Origin of the sequence: Curtobacterium sp. MMLR14_002 (assembly GCF_001864975.1) — a bacterium.
Lineage (GTDB): Bacteria > Actinomycetota > Actinomycetes > Actinomycetales > Microbacteriaceae > Curtobacterium > Curtobacterium flaccumfaciens.
In genome coordinates this window covers 1-407 of sequence record NZ_MJGT01000009.1, presented here as the reverse complement: position 1 = coordinate 407, position 407 = coordinate 1, and the positions used below count along the sequence as shown (strand labels likewise).

Sequence of the window (407 nt, the reverse complement as noted above, 5' to 3'; positions counted from 1 at the left end):
CGAGCATCTCCTGCTCGCGCTGCAGCCCGAGCCGACGCCACTCGACACCGGTCGCGCAGATGTTCGCACGGGCGACGACGTGGCCGCCGTCGGCGAGGTCGGCGTGGATGCGGCCGTCGTGGAAGACCCCGCGCACCCCCTCGCGCATCACCAGGAGTTCGGCGCCGAACCGGACCGCTTGTTCCCGGGCACGCTCGGCGAGGTCCGCCCCGGCGATGCCCTCGGGGAACCCCAGGTAGTTCTCGATGAGGCTGCTCGATCCGGCCTGCCCGCCCACGGCGTCCCGCTCGAGCAGGACGACGTTGAGCCCTTCGGACGCGGCGTACACGGCAGCGGACAGCCCCGCCGGACCGGCACCGTAGATCGACAGGTCGTACTCCTGGCGGCGCGGAGCGTGGATCCACCCG

1 protein-coding gene is annotated in these 407 nt (G+C 72.7%); it reads right to left on the bottom strand.

Features of this window, described 5'->3' with window-relative positions; all coding sequences use genetic code 11:
- A partial coding sequence (locus tag BIU91_RS02475; protein ID WP_139196849.1) for an FAD-dependent oxidoreductase occupies positions 1-407 on the bottom strand: 407 nt, incomplete at both ends.